This is a genomic window from Sphingomonas yunnanensis (assembly GCF_019898765.1).
GTDB lineage: Bacteria > Pseudomonadota > Alphaproteobacteria > Sphingomonadales > Sphingomonadaceae > Sphingomonas > Sphingomonas yunnanensis.
Map to the genome: position 1 here is coordinate 1,106,444 of NZ_JAIOKB010000001.1, position 20,381 is coordinate 1,126,824.

At 70.7% G+C, this 20,381-nt stretch carries 23 protein-coding genes and 1 tRNA gene; 11 read left to right on the forward strand and 13 right to left on the reverse strand.

Translation table 11 applies throughout. The features are described from left to right. The first annotated feature begins 101 nt into the window (after positions 1-101). Entirely contained in the window at positions 102-383 is a 282-nt protein-coding gene (locus K7957_RS05355; RefSeq protein ID WP_223010883.1) for a chorismate mutase, read from the forward strand. A 6-nt stretch (positions 384-389) separates the two neighbouring features. On the opposite strand, the gene K7957_RS05360 is transcribed toward K7957_RS05355, so the two are convergent. Then, on the reverse strand, positions 390-905 hold the full coding sequence (locus tag K7957_RS05360; RefSeq protein ID WP_223010884.1) for a GAF domain-containing protein: 516 nt from the start codon (positions 903-905) through the stop codon (positions 390-392). Positions 906-1,083: 178 nt separating this feature from the next. Here K7957_RS05360 and K7957_RS05365 point away from each other — a divergent pair, with 178 nt between their 5' ends. From K7957_RS05365 to K7957_RS05375, 3 genes are read left to right on the forward strand one after another with little or no spacing between them, the layout of a single operon-like run. After that, on the forward strand, positions 1,084-2,037 hold the full coding sequence (locus K7957_RS05365; protein ID WP_223010885.1) for a cation diffusion facilitator family transporter: 954 nt from the start codon (positions 1,084-1,086) through the stop codon (positions 2,035-2,037). After that, complete coding sequence (locus K7957_RS05370) at positions 2,034-2,324, forward strand: hypothetical protein (protein WP_223010886.1); 291 nt, start codon at positions 2,034-2,036, stop codon at positions 2,322-2,324. Before K7957_RS05365 ends, K7957_RS05370 begins: the two co-directional genes overlap by 4 nt. Further along, a complete protein-coding gene (locus K7957_RS05375) occupies positions 2,294-2,671 on the forward strand; it encodes a hypothetical protein (protein WP_223010887.1) in 378 nt (125 codons plus the stop codon). Before K7957_RS05370 ends, K7957_RS05375 begins: the two co-directional genes overlap by 31 nt. Before the next feature lie 168 nt (positions 2,672-2,839). On the opposite strand, the gene K7957_RS05380 is transcribed toward K7957_RS05375, so the two are convergent. Further along, positions 2,840-3,463, reverse strand: coding sequence for a DUF4893 domain-containing protein (locus K7957_RS05380; RefSeq protein ID WP_343228305.1), 624 nt, complete (start codon positions 3,461-3,463; stop codon positions 2,840-2,842). Beyond that, the gene (locus tag K7957_RS05385; protein WP_223010888.1) at positions 3,460-4,245 is read right to left on the reverse strand and encodes a 3-hydroxybutyrate dehydrogenase; all 786 of its coding nucleotides are present in this window, start codon (positions 4,243-4,245) and stop codon (positions 3,460-3,462) included. Before K7957_RS05385 ends, K7957_RS05380 begins: the two co-directional genes overlap by 4 nt. Before the next feature lie 114 nt (positions 4,246-4,359). Between K7957_RS05385 and ypfJ the strand changes: the two genes are divergently transcribed. Both ypfJ and K7957_RS05395 read left to right on the forward strand, forming a co-directional pair. Beyond that, a complete protein-coding gene (gene ypfJ, locus K7957_RS05390; RefSeq protein ID WP_223010889.1) occupies positions 4,360-5,271 on the forward strand; it encodes a KPN_02809 family neutral zinc metallopeptidase in 912 nt (303 codons plus the stop codon). Positions 5,272-5,454: 183 nt separating this feature from the next. Next, on the forward strand, positions 5,455-7,218 hold the full coding sequence (locus K7957_RS05395) for a methyl-accepting chemotaxis protein (protein WP_223010890.1): 1,764 nt from the start codon (positions 5,455-5,457) through the stop codon (positions 7,216-7,218). A 65-nt stretch (positions 7,219-7,283) separates the two neighbouring features. On the opposite strand, the gene K7957_RS05400 is transcribed toward K7957_RS05395, so the two are convergent. After that, on the reverse strand, positions 7,284-8,651 hold the full coding sequence (locus K7957_RS05400; protein ID WP_223010891.1) for a DUF2171 domain-containing protein: 1,368 nt from the start codon (positions 8,649-8,651) through the stop codon (positions 7,284-7,286). A gap of 237 nt (positions 8,652-8,888) precedes the next feature. Here K7957_RS05400 and K7957_RS05405 point away from each other — a divergent pair. From K7957_RS05405 to K7957_RS05420, 4 genes are all read left to right on the forward strand, one after another. Continuing rightward, positions 8,889-8,964, forward strand: a tRNA-Ala gene (locus tag K7957_RS05405). A gap of 44 nt (positions 8,965-9,008) precedes the next feature. Then, on the forward strand, positions 9,009-9,773 hold the full coding sequence (locus tag K7957_RS05410; RefSeq protein WP_223010892.1) for an NUDIX domain-containing protein: 765 nt from the start codon (positions 9,009-9,011) through the stop codon (positions 9,771-9,773). 53 nt (positions 9,774-9,826) lie between these two features. Beyond that, positions 9,827-10,525, forward strand: a complete 699-nt coding sequence (locus K7957_RS05415; RefSeq protein ID WP_343228306.1) for an extensin-like domain-containing protein — start codon at positions 9,827-9,829, stop codon at positions 10,523-10,525. Continuing rightward, complete coding sequence (locus tag K7957_RS05420; RefSeq protein WP_343228307.1) at positions 10,516-10,890, forward strand: barstar family protein; 375 nt, start codon at positions 10,516-10,518, stop codon at positions 10,888-10,890. Before K7957_RS05415 ends, K7957_RS05420 begins: the two co-directional genes overlap by 10 nt. A 6-nt stretch (positions 10,891-10,896) precedes the next feature. On the opposite strand, the gene K7957_RS05425 is transcribed toward K7957_RS05420, so the two are convergent. The 4 genes from K7957_RS05425 to K7957_RS05440 all read right to left on the reverse strand — a co-directional run bounded on the left by K7957_RS05425 (position 10,897) and on the right by K7957_RS05440 (position 13,769). Continuing rightward, positions 10,897-11,448, reverse strand: coding sequence for a hypothetical protein (locus tag K7957_RS05425; protein ID WP_223011138.1), 552 nt, complete (start codon positions 11,446-11,448; stop codon positions 10,897-10,899). Positions 11,449-11,774: 326 nt separating this feature from the next. Further along, positions 11,775-12,068, reverse strand: coding sequence for a hypothetical protein (locus K7957_RS05430; RefSeq protein WP_223010895.1), 294 nt, complete (start codon positions 12,066-12,068; stop codon positions 11,775-11,777). Positions 12,069-12,140: 72 nt separating this feature from the next. Further along, positions 12,141-12,923, reverse strand: coding sequence for a transglutaminase-like domain-containing protein (locus tag K7957_RS05435; protein ID WP_223010896.1), 783 nt, complete (start codon positions 12,921-12,923; stop codon positions 12,141-12,143). 105 nt (positions 12,924-13,028) lie between these two features. Next, entirely contained in the window at positions 13,029-13,769 is a 741-nt protein-coding gene (locus K7957_RS05440; protein WP_223010897.1) for a Bax inhibitor-1/YccA family protein, read from the reverse strand. 122 nt (positions 13,770-13,891) lie between these two features. Between K7957_RS05440 and thpR the strand changes: the two genes are divergently transcribed. After that, positions 13,892-14,476 (forward strand): RNA 2',3'-cyclic phosphodiesterase, encoded by a 585-nt coding sequence (gene thpR / locus K7957_RS05445; RefSeq protein ID WP_223010898.1) that lies wholly within the window; start codon positions 13,892-13,894, stop codon positions 14,474-14,476. Positions 14,477-14,479: 3 nt separating this feature from the next. Here thpR and K7957_RS05450 read toward each other — a convergent pair whose 3' ends face one another. From K7957_RS05450 to K7957_RS05470, 5 genes are all read right to left on the reverse strand, one after another. Then, positions 14,480-14,797: a hypothetical protein gene (locus K7957_RS05450; protein WP_223010899.1), complete on the reverse strand. Its 318-nt coding sequence runs from the start codon at positions 14,795-14,797 to the stop codon at positions 14,480-14,482. Positions 14,798-14,895: 98 nt separating this feature from the next. Next, positions 14,896-15,696, reverse strand: a complete 801-nt coding sequence (locus tag K7957_RS05455) for a transglutaminase family protein (protein WP_223010900.1) — start codon at positions 15,694-15,696, stop codon at positions 14,896-14,898. Next, positions 15,696-16,631, reverse strand: a complete 936-nt coding sequence (locus K7957_RS05460; RefSeq protein WP_223010901.1) for an alpha-E domain-containing protein — start codon at positions 16,629-16,631, stop codon at positions 15,696-15,698. Before K7957_RS05460 ends, K7957_RS05455 begins: the two co-directional genes overlap by 1 nt. Further along, the gene (locus K7957_RS05465; RefSeq protein ID WP_223010902.1) at positions 16,631-18,130 is read right to left on the reverse strand and encodes a circularly permuted type 2 ATP-grasp protein; all 1,500 of its coding nucleotides are present in this window, start codon (positions 18,128-18,130) and stop codon (positions 16,631-16,633) included. Before K7957_RS05465 ends, K7957_RS05460 begins: the two co-directional genes overlap by 1 nt. A 181-nt stretch (positions 18,131-18,311) precedes the next feature. Further along, entirely contained in the window at positions 18,312-20,336 is a 2,025-nt protein-coding gene (locus K7957_RS05470; protein ID WP_223010903.1) for a protein-disulfide reductase DsbD family protein, read from the reverse strand. Positions 20,337-20,381: the final 45 nt, after the last annotated feature.

Here is a 20,381-nt window from a genome sequence, read left to right on the forward strand (position 1 = left end):
CTACGCTCGCCCTTAGGGGCTCGCACGCGCGCAACGCAAGCGCGGGCTTGCTGTTCGTCATCTCGATCAGCATGGAGACCGCGCACGCGAGGGAGCCAGCGATGACCGACGACGTCCTGAAACGCTATCGCCAGAGCATCGACAATATCGATGCCGCTTTGGTCTGCCTGCTCGCGGAGCGGTTCAAGATCACTCAGGCGGTCGGCGCGCACAAGGCGACCGCGGGCCTGCCCGCCGCCGATCCGGGGCGCGAGGAGGCGCAGATCGCTCGACTGCGTCGGCTCAGCGAGGAGGCCGAGCTTGATCCCGAATTCTCCGAGAAGTTCCTGCGCTTCATCATCGACGAGGTGATCCGCCACCATCGTGCCGCGCAGCAGGGCTGAGCCGCCTCAGCGCGCCTGGAGCCGCTCGAGGCGCGCCACCACCATGCCGGCCTGGCGGTGGAGATAGCCGCGGTCGCTGGGGGAGAAGCGCGCGCGCGGCTGACGATCAAACACGCAGAGGGTGCCGAGCGGCAGGCCCGGCTCGGCGAGCAGCGGCGCCGCGGCGTAGAATCGAAGCGAGTCGCGCTCGGTCAGCGCCGGATTGCCCGCGAAGCGCTGGTCCGCGGCGATGTCGGCGACGTGGAACACCTCGCCCGGCGACAGGATGGCGTGTCCGCACAGCGACGTGCGACGACTATAGGCGCCGGGAGCGTAGCCTGCCCCCGCGATGATGTAGTGCCAGTCCTTGTAGACGATCGATACCGCCGCGGCCTGGGTCTGCAGTGTCTCGCGGACGTCCTCGACCAGCGACTGGAGCGCGCCGTCGTCGCGGACGCCCAGCGCGCCCGACCCCTCGACCAGGCGCTCGCGCGCCGGCTCGTCGGGCGGCACTGGTGCCGGCTCGTAGACGGTAATTCCCATGAAATGCTGCTGCCTCGACGCGGAAAGGGCTGTGTAGCGCGGGAGTGGTGAAGGACACGCTTACATCGCCTCCGAATCGGCAGCGATCGCGCGCGGAGTCGCGTCGATGCGGCACCTTGTGGCGCTCGCGCGTTGGCGGCATCACCGACGTGTCCGGCGCCGGCTTCTAGGAGACTGCATGGCCACGCTCGCCGCGCGGGTGCGCGAGAATACCGTTCTCTACGGCGCGCTCGCCGCCAATGTCGGGATCGCGATCGCCAAGTTCGTGGCGGCGGGGATCTCGGGCTCGTCGTCGATGCTGACTGAGGGCGTCCACTCGCTGGTCGACAGCGGCAACCAGATCCTGCTGCTGTACGGCCAGAGCAAGGCGCGCCGCTCGCCCGACGCGGCGCACCCGTTCGGCTACGGGCGCGAGCTGTATTTCTGGTCGTTCGTGGTGGCGATCCTGATCTTCGCGGTCGGCGCAGGCGTGTCGATCTACGAGGGCTGGAAACACTGGCGCGCGCCCGAGCCACTCGCCGACCCCATGCTCAACTATATCGTGCTGGCGATCGCCTTCGCGCTGGAGGGCACCTCCTGGTTCATCGCGATGCGCGAGTTCGCCGCGGCCAAAGGTGACACCGGCTGGTGGCGCGCGATCCGCGAGTCGAAGGATCCGCCCGGGTTCATGGTGCTGTTCGAGGACTCGGCCGCGCTCGCCGGACTCGTCATCGCCGCGGCGGGGGTATGGGCGAGCCACGCCTATGCCGACCCGCGGATCGACGGTCTCGCCTCGATCGCGATCGGCGTGATCCTGGCGCTGGTCGCGGTACTGCTCGCGCGCGAGAGCAAGGGCCTGTTGATCGGCGAGCGGGCCGACCCGGCGGTGGTCGCGACGGTGCGAGCGGTGGTCGAGCAACAGCGCGGCGTCACCGCGGTCAACCACGTCCGCACGATTCACACCGCGCCGGACAGCATCTTCGTCGCGATCAGCGCCGATTTCGACGACTCGCTCACCATGGGCGAGGGCGAGCGGATGATCGAGGCGATCGAGGACCAGCTGCGCGCCGCCGAGCCGCGGCTCTCCTCGATCTACATCCGGCCGGAGCGGCGCGAGGATGCCGCCACGCTGTCCGCCGAGGAACGCCCGTGATCGGCCGCTCGCTCGCCGGGCTGGCGGCGCTGCTGCTCACGCTGGCCCCCTGGCCGGCACAGGCGACGGTGACGATGACCTTCTGGAACCGCGATTTCGGCAACTACTTTCCGCACGCCTTCTTCCAGCTGCGCGGCGCGCTCGACGCCGGCGGTGCTCCAGTCGACGTTAGCTACGGCTTCACCGCGCGTTCGATCACGCCCGCGCTCCTGTTCGGCAACGTCAGCGGGCGCATTAGCGGCCCAAATTCAGCTACATGCAGAGCAGCACGGCGCGCCTCGCGGTGAGGCCGAGCGACGCTCACTATGTCGCGGTGCTGGCGCTGGTGCGCGAGTTGGACGCGATAAGCGGCGACTCGACCTACAATCTGGGTAAGCGCAACGGCGTCACCTTCGTGCGCGAGGCGGCGCGGCGGGCCGGGATCGCGACCGTCGACTTCCCCAACCTGATGAAGAAGCCGGCCAGCTTCCTCCGCGCCGTGGCGGCAGCGAACGCGGCGCAGGTCCGCGTGATCGAGCAGGACGGCAAGGCCTATCTCGCCGAGAATCCGCCGCTCGACGGCGCCGTGCCGGTGGAGGCGCCGGTATCGACCCCTGGCACGCTGCCGGGAAAAGAGGCGGACGCGAAGAGGTGATGGCGCTGCTCGCGCGATCGTCAGATTGAGGGGGAACCCTGACCCGTCATGCCGGGCTTGAACCGGCATCCACGTCACTGCGGCACCCGCCAGCCGTCTCGCTCGCCGCACCATGGATTCGGGTCAAACCCGGACGCCGGGGGTTAGTGAGTCGGTTCGCGCCCCGCGCTATTCCGCCGGCACCAGCTCCACCACGTCGAGCAGCGACTCGAATGCGGGCCGCGGCAGCGCCACGCGCCAGCGGGTCGGGCCGATCCGCTCGACCCAGCCGGCCAGGTCGCGCGTCGGCTCACGGCCGTAGGGATAAGGTCGCGCCTCGTCGCCGAGGATCATGACGCCCAGGAAGACCGCGCGCAGCCCGTTATCGGCGAAGATCACCCCGGTCGGGCGCTGCGCGCCGGACAATTTCTCCAGTCGCAGCGCGCCGCTTCCGTCGATCGCCACGCGGCAGGCGAAAGGGGGATAGGCGACATAGTCGCGCTGCCCCGGCTGTCGCGCGCCGAGCTTGTACACGCGGCAGCTGTAATTCCCGGCCGGCGGTATCGGCTGGTCGAGCGCGCGATCATAGTCGAACAGCGTGCCCTCCGCGGCGATCGCCTCGGGCGCGGCGCGGCTCGCGGCGGCGAGCGCGCGCTGCCAGGTCTGGCGCCACGCGCGCAGCCTCTCGCGGTCGGTCGGCGTGGCGACGCTGCGCCAGTCGCTCCCGGCAGCGACCGGGGTCAGCCGCGGTGCCGCGCTATTGCCGCAGTCGAACAGCGCGGCGGCGAGCGCGAGCGCGCTGGTGCGCCTCACGCCGCGGTCCAGCCACCATCGACCGACAGGTTGGCGCCCGTGATCGCGCTCGCCGCCTCGCCGCACAGGAAGAGGACGAGCGCGGCGACCTGCTCCGAGGTGACGAATTGCTTGGTCGGCTGCGCGGCCAACAGGACGTCGTCGATCACCTGCTCGCGCGTTAGCCCGCGCGCCGCCATGGTCGCGGGGATCTGCTGCTCCACCAGCGGCGTCCAGACATAGCCGGGCGAGACGCAATTGGCGGTGATGCCGTCCGCCGCGGTCTCCAGCGCGACGGTCTTGGTCAGCCCCACGAGCCCGTGCTTGGCGGCGACATAGGCGGACTTGTTCGGGCTGGCGACGAGGCTGTGCGCCGAGGCGGTCGAGATGATCCGCCCCCAGCCGCGCGCGCGCATGTGGGGCACCGCGGCGCGCATGGCGTGAAACGGTGCGCTCAGCCCGATCGCGAGGATCGAGTCCCACTTCTCCGCCGGGAAGTCGACGATGGGCGAGACGAACTGGATCCCGGCATTGTTGACGAGAATGTCGGGTCCGCCCCAAGCGCCGTGCGCGCGCTCGATCATCGCCGTGATCTCGTCGGGCCGCGTCATGTCCGCGGGGTCGTGCAGCGCCTCGGCCCCGCTGGCCTGTCTCAACTCGGCAAGGGCCGCCGTTATGTCGGCTTCCTCGCCGAAGCCGTTGATCATCACGTTCGCGCCCTCGGCGGCGAGCGCGCGCGCGATCGCCAGGCCGATGCCCGAGGTCGACCCCGTCACCACCGCGCTCTTGCCTGCCAGGTCCATCCGCTCGTCTCCTCCGCCTTCCGCCATCGATGAGGCGGCACGCACTTGCAACCCGTCCGCCCCCGAACGCATTCATGCCGTGACGGATACGAAACGCCTGGGGGGAACGGATCGATGCGGCTCGACGATTACGACAACGACATCAACGTCGGTGAGGCGCGCGGCGGCGGTGGGCTCGGCGGTGGTGGCGGAGGCGGCGGGTTTCTGCTGGGTCTGCTTCCGCTGATCGGCAGCCGGTTCGGCTGCGGCGGCATCGTCGTGGTGCTGCTGCTGCTGGCGGTGTTCGGTGGGCTCGGCAATCTCGGCGGCCTGCTCAGCGGGGGCGGCACGACCTCGGCACCGACCGCGCAGGTCGGTCCGACGGAGGGCAGCGGCGTCCGACAGATCTGTGACGCCTCGCCGCAGCGGCGCGAGACCTGCCAGGCCTTCAGCAACGCGCAGAACACCTGGGAGCAGATCTTCGCCAAGGAGGGCCAGCGCTTCAGCCCGCCGATGCTGCGCTTCTTCAACGGCAGTGGGCAATCGGGTTGTGGCCAGGCGATGTCGGCGATGGGCCCGTTCTACTGCCCGACCGACAACGGCATCTACCTCGATACCGAGTTCTTCGACGAGCTCACCAACCGCTTCAAGGCCCCAGGTGACTTCGCGCAATATTACGTGATCGCGCACGAGTTCGGCCATCATATCCAGAAGCTGCTCGGCACCTCGGACCAGGTGCAGCGGGCGCAGGCGCGCGGCGGCGAGCGCGAGGGCAATGCGCTGTCCGTGCGGCTCGAGCTCCAGGCCGACTGCTACGCGGGCGTGTGGGCGGCGCAGAACCGCCAGCGGCTCGACCCCGGCGACGTCGAGGAAGGCATGCGCGCGGCGCAGGCGATCGGGGACGACACGCTCCAGAAGGAAGCGCAGGGTCGCGTCGTGCCGGACAGCTTCACCCACGGTACCTCGGCGCAGCGCCAGACCTGGCTGCGGCGCGGCATGGAGAGCGGCGACCCGGCACAGTGCGACACCTTCTCGGGGGCGATCTGACGTCGATCGTCACACGTTATTCCTGCTCATCCCGGACTTGGTCCGGGATGACGGCAAGTCAGAGTCGACAGCGGACGGCCGCCCCTCACTCAAATTAGTAGCCGCATTTTAAGCATTTCCGGTCACGTACGGCCAAGATCGGCGCGCGACGCGCCTCCAGCTGAACGAAGATCGGGTCTGTACATGCGAGCAGTGGCGAAGACGCCGGTGGGGCGGAGCCTCTCCGCCAAGGTGACGATGCTGATCGTGCTGTCGCTCGGTCTGCTCGCGCTGGTGACCGCCGGCGTCACCGCGACCATCCTCGGCGCCAATGCCGAACAGCGCGCCGACGAGCGCCAGGAAGCGAACATGCGCGTCGCCTGGGACGTGCTGCACCGCCACGGCCGTACCGCCCACCTCGACGGCGACACGCTGGTGATGGGCATCCACCCGCTCAACGGTGACAATGACGCGGTCGATCACGTCAAGGCGCTGGTCGGCGGCACCGCCACGATCTTCCGCGGCGATACACGCGTCGCCACCAACGTCAAGAACCCTGACGGCACGCGAGCGGTGGGCACGACGCTCACCAGCCAGGCCGTGCGCGACGCGGTGCTGCGCGACGGCAAGCCCTATCGCGGTCGCGCCGATATTCTCGGCACCGCCTTCTTCACGGCCTATGATCCGATCACCGACGCCAGCGGCAAGGTAATCGGCGTCCTGTACGTCGGCATCCCCGCGGCGCACTTCCTCGCCGATCTGCACGAGGTGCAGCTCAGTATCGCGCTCGCCGCGCTCCTCGTCACCGTCGCCGCGGCGCTGGCCTGCCTCGCGGTCACGCGGCGCATGTTCCGTCCGCTCGGCGAGATGCGCGGCGCGATGGAGCAGCTCGCGCGCGGGCAGCTCCAGGTCACCGTGCCGGGGCTCGACCGCGACGACGAGATCGGGACGATGGCCCAGTCGGTCAGCGTCTTCCGCGAGGGCGCCTTGGCCAAGGCGCGCGCCGACGCGGAGCAGCGCGAGGTCGTCGAGACGCTCGCGCGCCACCTCGCCGCGCTCGCCGCGGGCCAGCTCACCGCGCGGATCGACGGCACCTTCCCCGACAGCTACGAACGGCTCCGCGCCGATTACAACAACGCGCTCGACGAGATCCGCGGCGCGATCGGCGCGATCCGCGACGGCAGTGCCGCGGTGCACGGCCACACGGCCGAGCTGAGCCAGGCGTCGGACGACCTCTCGCGGCGAACCGAGCATCAGGCCGCCAGCCTCGAGGAGACCTCGGCGGCGATGAGCGAGATCGCGGGCACGATGCGCCAGGCTGCCGACGGCGCCTCCAAGGCGCACGAAGCGATGGAGTCGGTGCACGTTGACGCGCAGCGCGGCGGCAAGGTGGTGCGCGAAGCGGTCGCGGCGATGGGACGGCTGGAACAGGCCTCGGCCGAGATCGGCGCGATCATCGCGGTGATCGACGCCATCGCCTTCCAGACCAACCTGCTCGCGCTCAACGCCGGGGTCGAGGCCGCGCGCGCGGGCGACGCGGGCAAGGGCTTCGCGGTGGTCGCCAATGAGGTGCGCGCGCTCGCCGCGCGCTGCGCCGAGGCAGCTACCGACGTGCGCCACCGCATCACGCAGAGCGGCGAGCAGGTCGACGCGAGTGTCCGCCTCGTCAACGAGACCGGTGCCGCGCTGGAGCGGATCACCGGGCAGATCGGCGCGATCGGCGGCCTCGTCGCGGAGATCGCGACCTCGGCGCGCGCGCAGGCGAGCGGGCTCGACCAGATCGACGTCGCGCTCAACCAGATCGACGGTGTCACACAGCAGAATGCCGCCATGGTGGAGGAGATCACCGCGGTCTCGCGCAATCTCGAGAGCGAGGCAGACGCGCTCACCCAGGAGGTGTCGCGCTTCGACGTCGACGCGCGCGTACTAGGCTACGCCGAGGCACCGCGCCGCGCGCTCGCCGCCTGAACAAGAAAAGCCCCGGGCGTCAGCGCCCGGGGCCTCCATGTCGGTCGGGTCAGCGACCCGTCCGATCAGCTCTCGCGGTAGGTGCCGGAGAAGCTGCGGTTGAGGTTGGTCGAGCCGGTGCCGTCGTCGCTCGTCGCCGAACTCGTGGTCGACGTGCCTGCCGCCGCGCCCGACGTCGTCGCCCCGGTCGTGCTGCCGCCCGAGGTGACGCTCGCGCCCGACGCCGTACCGCGACTCAGCGAACTGTCACGCTGACGGTTGCTGTCGTTGCCGCGATCGCCGTAGCCGAACATCGCCTGGTTCTTCTCCTCGGTGCGCCAGTGCTGCTTGGCCTCGTCCGCGCTCTTGCTCAGCGTGACCTTCTTGTCCTCGACCGACTTGATCCAGCGTGACGGGATCGAGTGGTGCTGCCCACCCGCGTCGGCGTCGTTCTTGGTCAACAGGATCCGGTCACCGCGCACCTTGTCGACGGTGCCGACATGGCTGCCGTCCGAGCCGAGCACCTCGTCATGCTCCTGCACCTTGTCGAGCGAGTCGCGCTGGCCCTGGCGCTCGGTGCGCCACGACGCGAACTCGTTGTGGAACTTGGTGCGGTTCTCCTGACGATATTCGTCATAGTCGCGGTCGAAGGACGCGATCTGTCCCGAACGCCAGCTGTGATAATCGCCGTCCCGATCGCGGTCGTTGTCGCTGCGCTGGTTGTCATAGCGCTCGTCGTAGCGGTTATCGGCCTCGCGACGGCGCTCGGCGTCTTCGTCGCCGAACCAGCTGCGGACCTCGTCGCCCGCGCGCGCCAGGAAGCCGCGCTCGTCATAGTCGTAACCCTCAGGCTGCCGGCCATAGTCGCGGCCGCCCTGCGGCCCGCCCTGCTGGCGGTTACGGTAATTGTCGTCGTCGGCGTGGCGGCGCGAGCCGACATCCTCGAAGCGGCGCCCGTCCGAGGCATAGCTGCCGTGATACTCGCCGCCCTGCCCCTGCTGGCCGTAGCCGCGGCCCTGCGAGCCGTAGCCCTGCTGACCGCCGCCGCGATTGCCGTAATTCTGGTTGCCGTAATCCTGGCGTTGGAAGCGGTCGCGGTCCTGGCCGTAGCCCGACTGGCCGTAGCCCGACTGGCCGTACTGCTGCGCGCCGTAGCGACCGCGGTCGCCGCCACCGAAGCCGCCCTCGCCGTAACCGCGGTCGCCGTAGCCGCGATCGCCGCGGTTATCGTCACGGTAGCCGCTGGCGTAACCGGCGTTGCCATATTCGCGGCGGCCGCTCGATCCGCGATCATCGTCGTCGCGATCAGACCTGCCGGCGCTCTGATAATCGCGCGCACTCGAGTAGCTCTGGTTGCGCCCCGACCCATAGTCGCGGCCATAGTCCTGAGTCTCACTGCGGCCATAATAGTCGCCCTGAGGATTGGTACCGCGCGGATAGCGTTCGTAACCCATGGTGGTTCTCCTACGTGACACGTCGCGCGGCGCCTTGCGCCGTCGCGATCGGGCAAACTGATAAGGATCAACCGCACGGTTCGTTCCTACCGTTGCGCCACCGCAACGGCGGCTCGTCGCGGGTGGCCAACGGCTCGCCCGCGCGGCCGGATTCCCGACAGAACGACAATTTCGTGTTGCACCCCCCGAACGTGCCGGCTAAGGGCGGCGCTCCCCGGCGATGCCGCGGGAGCGGGCGGGGCTGTAGCTCAGATGGGAGAGCGCTGCAATCGCACTGCAGAGGTCAGGGGTTCGATTCCCCTCAGCTCCACCACCCGCCCGATCGCTCTCCCTTCTGGCCCCGCCGCGGGGCCGCGGATGACCGCCGCCGACGACGATACGACGCTGCCGCCGGCCACCCCTGCCGCGACGCTGATCGTGTTCCGCGACCGCGCGGGTTCGCTGCCCGAGCTGCTTATGGTCGAGCGCTCCGCCTGTCTCGCCTTCGCGCCGGGCGCCACGGTCTTTCCGGGCGGGAGGGTCGAGCCCGGCGACGTGGCGCTCGCCGACTCGCTCGGACCGACCGCGCCCGCCGACGCCGCCGCACGAATCGCCGCGATCCGCGAGACGATCGAGGAGACCGGCGTCGCGATCGGGCTGGCTGCACCCCGCGCCGCCGACGTCATCCGCGGCGCTCTTCAGCGCGGCGCAGCGCTGGCCGAGGCATTGGGTGGTGCAACGCTCGACCTCGACTCGCTGGTGCCGTTCGCTCGTTGGCGTCCCGGCGAGCGCCACGCGCGCGTGTTCGACGCGCTCTTCTACCTCGCACGTCTGCCCGCCGCGGCGCCACCGGCGCGGGTCGACGCGACCGAGAACGTGCGGCTCGATTGGCTCAGCGCGCGCGACGCGCTCGATGCCGCCGCCCGCGGTGAGCGCACCCTGATCTTCCCGACCCGCCGCAACCTCGAGCGGCTGGCGCAGTTTGCCAACTATGACGAGGCGGTGGCGCACGCGCGCGCCACGCCGGTGCGGCGGATCACGCCGTGGATCGAGCGGCGCGACGGAGTCGACCACCTCTGCATCCCCGACGACCTCGGCTACCCGACCGCCGCAGAACCGGTGGCAGACGCACGACGCGGCTGACATCTGGCGCTCGCCTGCTCCGCGCCACGCGCCGCGCGCTCACGACCGCGGTGGTGCTATTGCTGCTCGCCGCGGCGGGGCTGACGGCGTGGGGCTACCTGCGCGAGCGCCCGCAGGATCTGCCCTGGGCGCCGCTCGATCTCGGCCAGCCGATCGGCCTGTTCACCGGTCGCAAGCTCGCCGGACTCGCCGACGACCCGGCGCGCTGCGCCGCGCTGCTCGACCAAGCGGGGGTGCGCTTCGCCACCGTGCCGGCGCGGCGCCCAGCGGAGTCGCAATGCGGCTATGACTCGGCGGTGCGGCTCGACAGAGGCGGCGCACGGCGGATCGCGCTGGCGCCCGCGACCGTCGCGGTCGCCTGCCCCGTCGCCGCGGCGCTGGCGATGTGGGAATGGGACGTGGTCGCGCCCGCCGCGCAGCGCCACTTCGGCGCGAAGGTCGGTCGGATCGAGCATCTCGGCAGCTATTCCTGCCGTCGCATGTACGGCCGCAGCAGCGGCGGGTGGAGCGAGCACGCGACCGCCAACGCACTCGACGTCGCCGCCTTCCGGCTCGACGACGGCACCCGCATCAGCGTGCTGCGCGACTGGCGTGGCGGCGGTGCTAAAGCTGCGTTCCTGCGCGACGTGCGCGACGGCGCCTGTCGCGTGTTCGCGACGGTGCTCTCGCCCGACTATAACGCGGCGCACCGCGACCACCTGCACCTCGACCAGGCCGCGCGCGGCGCCACGGGCTCGCGCGCGTGCCGGTAGAAGGGTGGCGCCCCGTCGCTGAGCCACCCGGAACTCGCGCGCTCGCCCTGCGCCTGGACGCACGCGGCTGGGACTCCCGCGAGAACATGTGGCGCGCGCTGCTCGACGCGCTGGGGACGCCCGAGTGGCACGGCGACAGCCTCGACGCGCTGTATGACTCGCTGGTGTCGGGGTTGAACCGTGTCCGGCCGCCGCTGGTGGTGGAGCTGGTCGGCGCGGCGGGATGCCCGGCGGCGCTGGTGGCCTATCTGACCCGCGTGCGGGAGGTGTTCGCGGACGCGGGCGCGGCGCTGAACGAGCGGGTCGAGCTTCGCCTCCTGCCCGCGGCGCCGCGATCGCGCGCCCCGACGCGATCGCGACGTTAGCTTGGCTCAGTGGGGCAGCGCGGTGACGTCGACCTTCTCGACCCAGGCCGGGAAGAAGACGGGCTGACGCGACGACCAGCCCGACGCCGTCGCCGCCGCCTCGCTGATCGACTGGAGCAGCGCCCGGCGCAGCTCCGGATGGAGGTGCGGCATGGCCGCGGCGGCGCAGAAGGCGGAGGGCAGCCATGGCCGCACCTGTGCCCCGACCAGCCGCTCGTAGAGGAAGCGATAGGCCGAGAAGGTGGTGATCCGGCCCTGTCCGAGATCGAAGGCGGAGAGCGTGATCAGCGGCGCGAGCAGCTGCTCGGCGGCCTCGAGTCCGCTGTCGTCGGGCACCAGCGCGCGGATCGCGGGGAGGCGGCGATAGTGATGCGCCTGCGCGCGGATGCTCGCCGCCTCGACGACGTCGCGTGACCAGCGCGTCATGGCATCGTCGCGGTCGAGCCCAACGTCCAGGCTGCGCCGCACGTAGCGCTGTGTCGCGGCCGCGAAGCCCGCGAATTCCTTCATCTCGGCCAATGTCATCGCACCCTCGGCCGGCTTCCTTCTGGCACCCATGATCCGTACCCCGCCCCAGCGTTTCAACCGGGAGGATCATGCGCGAAAAGGGTTAACGCAGCCCTTAACGCGCGTGCCTTCCGATTGTCATCAATCCATCACGATCTGTGCCGCACCGCAACATGGATGCGACCAGCGGATGTATCATGGCGGAAAAGACGACGGAGGCGCGACTTTCGAGCAACATTCGATCGCGCCGCGTGGTTACCCAAGGTGGCGCGTACGTCAGGTGCGTTGACGCAGCATGCCATAGACGAGCGTCACCCCGGCGACCGCCGGGATGACGCCGTCGTGTGCGTACGGCGCCGCTTGCGCCGCTCGACACCTCAAGCGTCGCGCTGGCGCTCGGCTTCCTCCGCCTCGTCATAGCCCGACGAGGGCGCGGGGTCGCTGCGGCCGGGTTGGGTCGCCGAGACCGGGTCGGACGCGTCCATCGACTCGTCCAATCCCTGGTCGACTTTCGCGTCGGCGCTCTCGGGATGCTTCTGCAGCCGCTTCTCGATCGAACGATCCTGGCCCGCGTCCTGGCGCGGGTCCTTCGATCCACCGGCGTTGCCGGCCTCGGGCGCCACCGAGAGGCTGTCGAGCGCGCGGTCGTCGATCGGGCTCTGGTCGGTCATGTCTCTCTCCTGCGATGCTGAAAACAATGTGTCGCGCCCAACGCCGTGGCCAGGGTGCGCGTTCCTCCGCGCTCAGTCGGCCAGCCGCTCGACCCGCACGGTCTGCGTCCACAGATGGGCGGTGCCGAACACGGTCATGAAGGCGATGTCAGTGGCATCGCGGCCGACCGTCACCACTGCCATCTCGTCGCAACGCGCCATCCCCGTGGCGTCCACCAAGTGCCAGCTGCCGTCGAGCCACAGTTCGGCGACGGCGTGGAAATCCGGCGGGTCGACTCCGGGCGCGTAGACGGCGGCGCAGCGCGCCGGGATCTCGGTCGCGCGCGCCAGGGCCACCAGCAGATGCGCATAGTCGCGGCAGACCCCCCGCCCCGACGCGAAGGTCTCCATCGCCGTGGTGCGCGAGTCGGTGTCGCTGCCGTCGTAGCGGAGGTGCCCGCGCACGAAGTCGGCCAGCGCGAGCGCCAGCGTACCACCGCTCAGCCCCTCGAAGCGCCGCCGGACGAGGTGCTCGAATCGATCGGATTCGCAGTAGCGGCTCGGCAGCAGGTACGGGATCGTTCCCGCCGGCAGCGACGTGACCGGCGTCGGCGGCAGCTTCGCGAGATCGAGCGCGGCGCGGTCGATCGCGACCACGGCATCGTAGCGTGCCACCAGCCGGCCCTCGCCGCGTGCCCAGCAGCGCTGTCCGACCCCTTCCTCACCGGCAACAGCGCGGATCGGATGATCCGACTCGATCACCAGCGACTGCGCCTCGAGCCGCTGGGCGGGTAGCGCCGCCGCCTCGATCTGCAGCAACACGTCCGCGGGCTCGGGCAAACCATAGTCGAGCAGGACCTGGATCGAGAGGCGCATATCATGGGTCTCCGGCCCGCCACCGCGAACCCAAAAGGGAAAGGGCCCGGCGGTCGCCCGCCGAGCCCCTCTGAAACGCCGCCGGTCGCGGATCGGCCACGCGGCTCAGTCGCGATTGCCGCCGAACAGCCGCAGGATGAACAGGAACATATTGATGAAGTCGAGGTAGAGGCTCAGCGCCGACATCACCACCGCCTTGCCGACCATCTCGGGGCCGTAACCAGCGACTTGGAAATACAGGCTCTTCGTGCGCTGGGTGTCATAGGCGGTGAGGCCCGCGAACAGCAGCACCCCGACGATCGAGATGACCAGGCCAAGCGGGCCAGAGTTCACGAACAAGTTGATCAGGCTGGCGACGATCAGGCCGACGAGGCCGATGATCAGGAACGCGCCGAAGGCGGAGAGGTCACGCTTCGTCGTGTAGCCGTAGAGGCTCAGCGCGGCGAAACCGGCCGCCGTCGCCGCGAACGCCTGCGCGATCGCGACCGGCGAGTAGACGAAAAAGATCGACGACAGCGACAGACCCATCGCCACCGCGAAGCCCCAGAACATCGCCTTGAGCGTCGGGGTCGTGAACTTGCTCTGCCCGAAGCTCATCGCGAAGACGAAGCCGAGCGGCAGCAGCGCGATGACCCAGCGCAGCGGCGACTGGAACGCGGCCTGGGCATAGCCGGACAGCGCGAACGCCAGTGCGACGATGCCAGTGAGCAGCACGCCCGAGGCCATGTAATTGTAGACGGACAGCATGTACGACCGCAGCCCGGCGTCGAACGCCGCGTCGCGCGTGCCCGAAGCGGTTCCGCCGAACGCGGCGGCGGAGGGCCGGGGATCGGACCAGTTGGCCATTGTCTCAAAACTCCTTCGCCCGGCACTCATGCCGGTTGCGACGAATATCGCCGCGCACCGTTTCCATTTCAAGGAAGGGGCTCCCCGTTCCGACGATAGCAACCCTTCGTTACAGAGATTTCATGCATCGCCTGTTCGTCGCTCTGCGCCCTCCGCCGGCGGTCCGTGCCGCGCTGCTCGCCACCACCGGCGCGGGCGTCGCGGGGGTCCGCTGGCAGGACGACGAGCAGTTGCACCTGACCCTTCGCTTCATCGGTGAGGTCGAGCGCACCCAGGCCGAGGACGTCGCCGCCGCGCTAGCTGGCGTGACCGCGCCGGTGCCGACCGTGCGGGTCGAGGGCGTCGGCGCGTTCGACCAGCGCGGGCGAATCGATACCTTGTGGGCGCGGATCGTGCCCGCCGAGCCGCTCGCCGCGCTTCACCGCAAGGTCGATCAGGCGCTGAGCCGTGCCGCGGTGGCGCGAGATCAGCGTCGCTACCTGCCCCATATCACGCTGGCGCGGCTGCCGCGCCGCGGTGCCGACCCCGTCGCCGTGGCGCGCTGGACCGAGGCGCATGCCGCGCTCGCCACGCCCGAGTTCCAGCTCGAGCACCTGCTGCTATACGAGAGCCATCTCACCGCCGCCGGCGCGCGCTACGAGGCGGTGGCGCGCTGGCCGCTGGGGTGCGCCGCCCGCCAGAGCGGCGGCGGCTCACCCCAGAGCTGACGGTCAGAAGTCGAGCGTCAACGAGGCGGTCACCGTGCGCGCGGTGCCGAGGAAGGCGGACCCGCCATCGCCGCCAGCGAGGTAGCGCTCGTCGGTGAGGTTGGTGCCCTGGACGGTGAAGGACACGCCCTTCAGCTGCTCGGAGACCTCCTCAAGGTCCGCGCCGACATAGCCGCTCAGCAGCGTGAAGCTTCCCGCGACCGCCTTCCCCTGCGTGTCGATGTTGCGGTCGCCGACGAACTTGGCCGCGACGCCCGCCTTCACCGCCGAGCGCTTATAGTCGGCCGCGCGCCGGCACCATCCACGTCGCGGACTTCGCACGGGTCGCCGATCTCGTGACCGAGGGCGCTACACCCGACGCGATCGTGGACGCCGCGACCCATGCCGGCACCCGCCTGCACCGCGCCTGAGCGCCCGCCTTACTCCTGCGCGCTGACCTGGACCTCGACCTCGAGGCACTCGCGCCCTTCGCCGAGCCGCGATCCCGCGACCGGCGACGATCCGATCGCGTCGAGCGCGACCGCGACGCGGACGTGATGCTCCTCGGGCGACTCACCCAGCGTCGGATCGAACCCGACCCAGCCGAGCCTCTCGATCCAGGCCTCGGCCCAACCGTGCGGCGTCGCGCGGCGGCCGTCCTGCAGGTCGCAATAGCCGGTGACGTAGCGCGCCGGCACCGCGAGCGCGCGCGCGGCCGCAACGAACAGCTGCGCCAGGTCGCGCGGGGTGGCGCTCTCGCGCGCGAAGGCGTCGGCCGCCGTGAGACCAGGATCGGGCCGCTCGGACGAGACGGCGAAACGCTCGTGCAGCGCGCGGTTGAGCGCGTGCAGCGCCGGGATCGGGGCGGCATCACCGATCGCCTCGCGCGCGAAGTCCTCGATCGCCGCGTCGGCGGCGGTTGTCGGGGTGGTCCGCAGGTACAGCGCGGGCGGCAGCGGCTCGAATGTGCCGTGGAGCACGCCGCGCGAGCTGCTCGTCACCACCTCGCCCGCGACCGCGATCTCGATGCCGTCGAGCGGTCCCTCGGCGTAGAGCATCGTGGTACGGTTGCCGTATCCGTCGCGATGCTCGCGTAGCCGCGCGTCGCAGTCGACCGCGATGTGCCACTCGGCGACGGTCTGGTCGTGGCTGTTGCGCGGGGTCATGCGCAGCAGCTGGACGACCCGCGCCTGCGGGGCGGTGAAGCGATAGCTCGTGCGATGCTCGATGGAGAGGCGCATCAGGCGAACTTGAACTGCCGGCCGATCGCGACGTGCAGGTGCGCGTTCTCGGCGATCACGGCCTGGAGATGCTGGTGCAGGCCCGCGCTGATGACGTCGCTGGTGCGCGTGCGCGCGATCCGCGCCGAGCGCGTACGCGCCATCCGGTCCGCCTCCCCCTGTGTGCCGCTGCTGCGCGCCAGCCCGGTGAGCGCGGTCACCGTCTCCTCGGTCGCGGCGGCGACGCTGCGTGGCAGTTCGCCGCGGCTGAGCAGCAGGTCGATGACGTTGGCCGGCGCGAGCCCGTCACTGTAGAGCCAGCGATAGGCGGTCACCGCCGATACGGTCTGGAGAATCGTGGTCCATTGGTCGCGATCCACCGTGCCGCCGACCGGCTCGCCCGCGGGCAACAGCAAATGGTATTTCACGTCGAGCAGCCGCGCGGTATTGTCCGTCCGCTCCACCGCTTGGCCGAGCCGGATGAACAAAGTCGTCTGATTGCGCAGCATGCGATGCACCGCGCCCTCGAAGCCGCGCGTCTCGGCCTTGACGGAATCAACCAGCGCCAGCGTCGTGGCGGGGTCGAGCCGCGCGACGCGCTGGTCGAACAGCAGCCAGGCGCCATTGATCGCCTGCCACGCCTCCCGGCTGAGCGCGGTGCGGACCGCGCGCGCATTGTCGCGCGCCATGCCGACGCAGCGCAGGATCGAGCCCGGGTGGCCGGGATCGGCGAGCAGGAAGCGCGCCACCTCCTCGCGAGTCAACTCGCCGCCGATCGCGGCGAAGGCGGGTTCGGTCTCGGTCACCGCCAGCGCCGAGCGCCACGCGTCCTCGCCCGCGGACCGGGTGGAGAGCACGTCGAGCCGCAGCGTCGCCTCGACGAGTCGCGCGACGAAGTCCGCGCGCTCGACGTAGCGGCCGAGCCAGTACAGCGAGGCGGCCGTGCGGCTGAGCATCAGGCGCCGCCCAGCGTCTGGGTCATGCCACCCATCGTCTGCGTACCCATCGTCTGGGACATCGAGGGTGCGCCGGGCATCAGCACGAAACTGTCCTTGGTGCCGCCGCCCTGCGACGAGTTGACCACCAGCGAGCCCTCGCGCAGCGCGACGCGGGTGAGCCCGCCGGGCACCACCTGCACCCCGCGCGCGCCGCTCAGCACGAAGGGGCGGAAGTCGACGTGGCGCGGTGCGACGCCCTGCTCCACCAGCGTCGGCACGGTCGAGAGCGCCAGCGTCGGCTGAGCGATATAGCGGTGTGGCTCGGCGATCAGCGCCGCCCGGAAGCGCTCGACCTCGGCCTTGGAAGCGGTCGGCCCGACCAGCATGCCGTAGCCGCCCGAGCCGTCGACCAGCTTGACCACCAGCTCGTCGAGATGGTCGAGCACGTAGCGCAGCGCCTCGGGCTCGCGGCAGCGCCACGTCTCGACGATCGGCAGCTTGGCGTCGCCGCCCGAGTAGAAACGCACGATCTCGGGCATGTAGCTGTAGATCGCCTTGTCGTCGGCGATGCCGTTGCCGGGCGCGTTGATGATCGCGACATTGCCCGCGGCATAGGCCGCGATCAGCCCAGGCACGCCGAGCAGCGACTCGGGGCGGAACACCAGAGGATCGAGGAAATCGTCGTCGACGCGGCGGTAGATCACGTCGACCTTCACGCGCCCCGCGATGGTGCGCATGTAGACGAGGTCATCGTCGACGACGAGGTCGGCCGCCTCGACCAGCTCGATCCCCATCGAATCGGCGAGGAAGCTGTGCTCGTAATAGGCCGAATTATAGTGGCCGGGCGTCAGCAGCACGCAGTTGGGATGCTGCCCGCTGCCGCGCGGCGCGACCGACTTCATCGTCTCGAGCAGCATGTCGGGATAGCTGTCGACCGCGGCGACGCGGAATTTGGCGAACAGCTCGGGGCACAGCCGCACCATCGCCTCGCGGTTCTCGAGCATATAGCTCACCCCCGACGGCGTGCGCGCATTGTCCTCGAGCACGTAGAATTGATCGGGCCCGGTCCGCACCAGGTCGATGCCGCAGATATGCGCCCAGACGTCATGCGGCGGGCGGATGCCCGCGATCTCGGGACGGAACTGCGGGTTGCCGAGGATCAGGTCGGCCGGGAGCACGCCTTCGTTGAGGATGCGGCGCTCGCCGTAGATGTCGACCAAGAAGGCGTTGATCGCCTCGACACGCTGCACCAGCCCCTCGGACAGGCGCGTCCATTCGTCGGCGAGGAAGACGCGCGGCACGATATCGAAAGGAATGATGCGCTCGCTCGCCTCGCTCTCGCCATAGACCGCGAAGGTGATGCCGAGCTGGCGGAAGGTGACCTCGGCGGAGCGCTGGCGCCGTCGCAGCTCGTCCGACGGCGTCTCGTCGAGCCAGCGACACAGGTCCGCCAACTCGGGGCGTGCGCCGTCTCGATCGGCCGCCCCCATGATCTCGTCGAACGCCTTGTTCCCCATCTACCCCCGTCAACGCATGATCCACGATTTTGACCCATGCTGGCGAAGTTGGTTGCGCTGCACAAGCCGGCGGAGCGATTTTGGGCGCCTAGCTCCTGCGAACGCGGGGGATCCAGGGCCGCAAGCGACGACCCGTGTGGTTCTGGGTTCCCGCGTCCGCAGGAACACGGGAGTGGCTGGCTCAGCGCTCCGCCGGCAGCGCGGTGAGCATCCCGCTCGTGAGCACCTGCGGCAGCACGCGCGGCGCGGCGGCGCCGGGCTTGTACCAGAGGTAGAGCGGCACGCCCGCTCGGTTGTGCGCCTCGATGAAGCGCCCGAGCACGGGGTCGCCGTCGGTCCAGTCGCCGACCAGCACTGCCACCTTGCCCTGCTTGAACGCCGCGGCGGTGGTCGCGGTCTCGATCGCGGCCTTCTCATTGACCTTGCAGGTCAGGCACCAGTCCGCGGTGAAATAGGCGAACACCGGCCGCCCCTCGGCGCGCAACGCGGCGAGCCGCGCCTCGCTGAACGGCTCCGCTCCGGGCAGCCCCGCGACCGCGGCAGCCCCGCTTGCCGCGGGGCGCACCAGCGCGACTCCGCCCAGCGCCACCAGGAGCGCGACGCCGGCAGGCCACCAGGCCGCGCCGCGACCGGCGTGCTGGCGCAGCCCGGTCCACCACAGGCCCACCGCTGCGAACAGAGTCGCGGCGAGGCCGAGCGTCATGCCGTCCACCCCGGCCTGGCGCCCCAGCACCCAGGCGAGCGCGAGCGCGGTCAGCCACATCGGCAGCGACAGGATACGCCGCAGCCGCGTCATCCACGCGCCAGGGCGCGGCAGCCGGGCGCGCAGCGCCGGCACGAAGCCGATCAGCAGGAAGGGCAGCGCGATCCCGAGCCCCAGCCCGGCGAACACCCCGAGTGCCGCCCCAACTGGCAGCACCAGCGCCGCGCCGAGCGCGGCTCCCATGAACGGCCCCGTGCACGGCGTCGCCACGAAGGCCGCCAGCGCGCCGGTAACGAACGCTCCCGCCGTGCCGCTCTTGGCAGCGAACTGGGGCGTCGGGAGCTCGAACAGACCGGCGAGGTTGAGCGCGATCGCGGTGACGAGCAGCAGCAGCGCGCCGATCACGCGCGGGTCCTGCAGCTGGAACGCCCAGCCCGCGCTCGACCCCGCCGCACGCAGCGCCAGCAGCCCGGCGCCGAGCCCGACGCACACCAGCAGCACGCCCGCTGTATAGGCCAGGGCCTCGCGCCGCGCGTGCGCCGCGCTCTCGCCCGAGCGCGCCAGACCCAGCGCCTTCAGGCTGAGGATCGGGAAGACGCAGGGCATCACGTTGAGCAGCAGCCCGCCGAGCACCGCGCCGGCGAAGGCGACCAGCGCGGTCGCCAGCATTCCCTCGCCGCCGCGTGGCGCCGCGACCGTGCCAGGCCGCGCGGTGAGCGACAGCCCCCCGCCCCCACCGGTGGCGAGCACGCCCGCGATCTCCCCCGTCGAGGGCTGGGCCGCGGCCTTGGTCTCCACCGTCAGCGTGTCGCCGTCGCGCGTGACGGTCTGCGGCGCGGCATAGTCGATCGCGCCGCCGCCCGCCGGGTAGAACCACGCGCCGCTCGCGGGCGCGTCCGCCGGCAGCGGTACCGCCAGCCGGAAGCGGTCGCCGGCGCGCTGCCACGTCGCCGGCGTCGAGAGCGGGCGCGGCAGCGCGCGACGCCAGCCGTCGAAGGTAGCACGGCGCGCGGGATCGATCGCGCCGTCGCCGACGGTGAGGTCGAGCGTCAGCGTCTGCGTCTCGGGGACGCAGATCTCCGCGGTGCAGACGAGATAGTCGAGCTTGGCGACGAGCGGCAGCCGCGTCCCCGATGCGGTTCCCGCGGGCACCCGCAACGTCGTCAGCAGCGCCCAGGGCTTCTCGTAGACATAGTTCATCAGCCCCGCGATCAGCAGCCGCGACGGCACGGGATAGTCGAGCTCGCCGACGCGCGCGCCGGCGGGCAGCGTCCAGGTGACGCGAGTCGGCACGCCCGCGTCGCCCGGGTTGCGCCAATAGCCATGCCAGCCTGGCTGCGGCACGGCGCGGAACGCCAACGCCACCGCGCCGCCCGCGGCGGGGCGGTCGCTCTCCGCCACCAGCGTCAGGGCGACGTGGCGCGCCGGCTGAGCGAGCGCACCGCTTCCCGCCAGTAGTGTCACGAGGATGAAAAGCGCCGCGCGCACAGCTTGCCTGACCATTGGACGCGGACCATAGCCGCGGTCGCTCCCGCATGCATCAAGGTT

What these genes read in the sequence shown, in the direction of transcription:
- K7957_RS05355 (WP_223010883.1), top strand. Translation starts at nt 102, where the DNA reads ATGACCGACGACGTCCTGAAACGCTATCGCCAGAGCATCGACAATATC.
- K7957_RS05360 (WP_223010884.1), bottom strand. Translation starts at nt 905, where the DNA reads ATGGGAATTACCGTCTACGAGCCGGCACCAGTGCCGCCCGACGAGCCG.
- K7957_RS05365 (WP_223010885.1), top strand. Translation starts at nt 1,084, where the DNA reads ATGGCCACGCTCGCCGCGCGGGTGCGCGAGAATACCGTTCTCTACGGC.
- K7957_RS05375 (WP_223010887.1), top strand. Translation starts at nt 2,294, where the DNA reads ATGCAGAGCAGCACGGCGCGCCTCGCGGTGAGGCCGAGCGACGCTCAC.
- K7957_RS05385 (WP_223010888.1), bottom strand. Translation starts at nt 4,245, where the DNA reads ATGGACCTGGCAGGCAAGAGCGCGGTGGTGACGGGGTCGACCTCGGGC.
- ypfJ (WP_223010889.1), top strand. Translation starts at nt 4,360, where the DNA reads ATGCGGCTCGACGATTACGACAACGACATCAACGTCGGTGAGGCGCGC.
- K7957_RS05395 (WP_223010890.1), top strand. Translation starts at nt 5,455, where the DNA reads ATGCGAGCAGTGGCGAAGACGCCGGTGGGGCGGAGCCTCTCCGCCAAG.
- K7957_RS05400 (WP_223010891.1), bottom strand. Translation starts at nt 8,651, where the DNA reads ATGGGTTACGAACGCTATCCGCGCGGTACCAATCCTCAGGGCGACTAT.
- K7957_RS05410 (WP_223010892.1), top strand. Translation starts at nt 9,009, where the DNA reads ATGACCGCCGCCGACGACGATACGACGCTGCCGCCGGCCACCCCTGCC.
- K7957_RS05425 (WP_223011138.1), bottom strand. Translation starts at nt 11,448, where the DNA reads ATGGGTGCCAGAAGGAAGCCGGCCGAGGGTGCGATGACATTGGCCGAG.
- K7957_RS05430 (WP_223010895.1), bottom strand. Translation starts at nt 12,068, where the DNA reads ATGACCGACCAGAGCCCGATCGACGACCGCGCGCTCGACAGCCTCTCG.
- K7957_RS05435 (WP_223010896.1), bottom strand. Translation starts at nt 12,923, where the DNA reads ATGCGCCTCTCGATCCAGGTCCTGCTCGACTATGGTTTGCCCGAGCCC.
- K7957_RS05440 (WP_223010897.1), bottom strand. Translation starts at nt 13,769, where the DNA reads ATGGCCAACTGGTCCGATCCCCGGCCCTCCGCCGCCGCGTTCGGCGGA.
- thpR (WP_223010898.1), top strand. Translation starts at nt 13,892, where the DNA reads ATGCATCGCCTGTTCGTCGCTCTGCGCCCTCCGCCGGCGGTCCGTGCC.
- K7957_RS05455 (WP_223010900.1), bottom strand. Translation starts at nt 15,696, where the DNA reads ATGCGCCTCTCCATCGAGCATCGCACGAGCTATCGCTTCACCGCCCCG.
- K7957_RS05460 (WP_223010901.1), bottom strand. Translation starts at nt 16,631, where the DNA reads ATGCTCAGCCGCACGGCCGCCTCGCTGTACTGGCTCGGCCGCTACGTC.
- K7957_RS05465 (WP_223010902.1), bottom strand. Translation starts at nt 18,130, where the DNA reads ATGGGGAACAAGGCGTTCGACGAGATCATGGGGGCGGCCGATCGAGAC.
- K7957_RS05470 (WP_223010903.1), bottom strand. Translation starts at nt 20,336, where the DNA reads ATGGTCAGGCAAGCTGTGCGCGCGGCGCTTTTCATCCTCGTGACACTA.